The organism is Streptomyces sparsus, assembly GCF_054776295.1.
In genome coordinates this window covers 1-859 of the sequence record NZ_BAAHCA010001423.1, presented here as the reverse complement: position 1 = coordinate 859, position 859 = coordinate 1, and the positions used below count along the sequence as shown (strand labels likewise).

The window sequence follows — 859 nt, the reverse complement described above, 5'->3', positions numbered from 1 at the left end:
CGCGGCCCTCCCGGACGACGACGTCCCCGCGCCGGGCGGGTCCGCCGGTGCCGTCCACCACCAGGGCACCGCGGAACACCAGCTCACCGCCGTCCGCGGCGGCACGGTGAGCGGGGGCGGTCGGGGGAGGGGCGGAATCCATGGTGTCTCCGGGCGGGGTGGGGCGGGGGCCGGGGCGGTCAGAAGAAGGTGCGGACGTAGTCGACGACCGTGCCGTCGGCCTCCACCAGCGGGATCAGCTGCCACTTGTCGAAGATCGTGCACGGGTGGGACATGCCCAGGCCCACCCAGTCCCCGACGGCCAGTTCGACACCCGGCTCCACCGCCAGCCAGCCGTGCTGGTCGGACAGCGCGGTGAGGGTGATCCCGTCGGCGGGCCGCTGCTCACCCGTCAGCGGGTCGCGGACCACCTTCGGGCTCGGCAGGTGCAGGTCGTACGCGGCGTCCCGCTTGCCGGCGTTCACGAAGGCCTGGCCCGGTTCGGGACGCGACACCACCTGCGCCCACAGCGTGAACGCAGGCAGCAGTCCGCCCTCGTCGGGCACCCGGTTGAACGGGGTCAGCTCCCGGTAGTGGCCGTCGTCGTGCGAGACGTAGGCGCCCGACCGCAGCAGCGGCAGCACCGGCGCGGACAGCTCCGGCAGGATCGCGAAGACGTCGGCGACCGTGTCGAACCAGGCGCTGCCACCCGCGCTGACCACGATCTCCTCCACCCCGGCGAAGCGGCCCGCACGGTCGAAGTCCGCGGCCAGCGCCACCAGCCGGCGCAGCCAGGCCGCCACCCGCTCGGTGGTCGCGCCCGGCACCTCACCCTCGTACCCCGCGACGCCGACCAGCCGCAGCGTGCCGACGTCCGCCA

Annotated in this window: 1 protein-coding gene; it reads right to left on the bottom strand. The window is 74.7% G+C overall.

From position 1 onward, the window contains the following. Positions 1–179: 179 nt before the first annotated feature. The coding region (locus ACYVE9_RS28825; RefSeq protein ID WP_461030825.1) for a type III PLP-dependent enzyme domain-containing protein at positions 180–859 on the bottom strand (680 nt) is incomplete at its 5' end.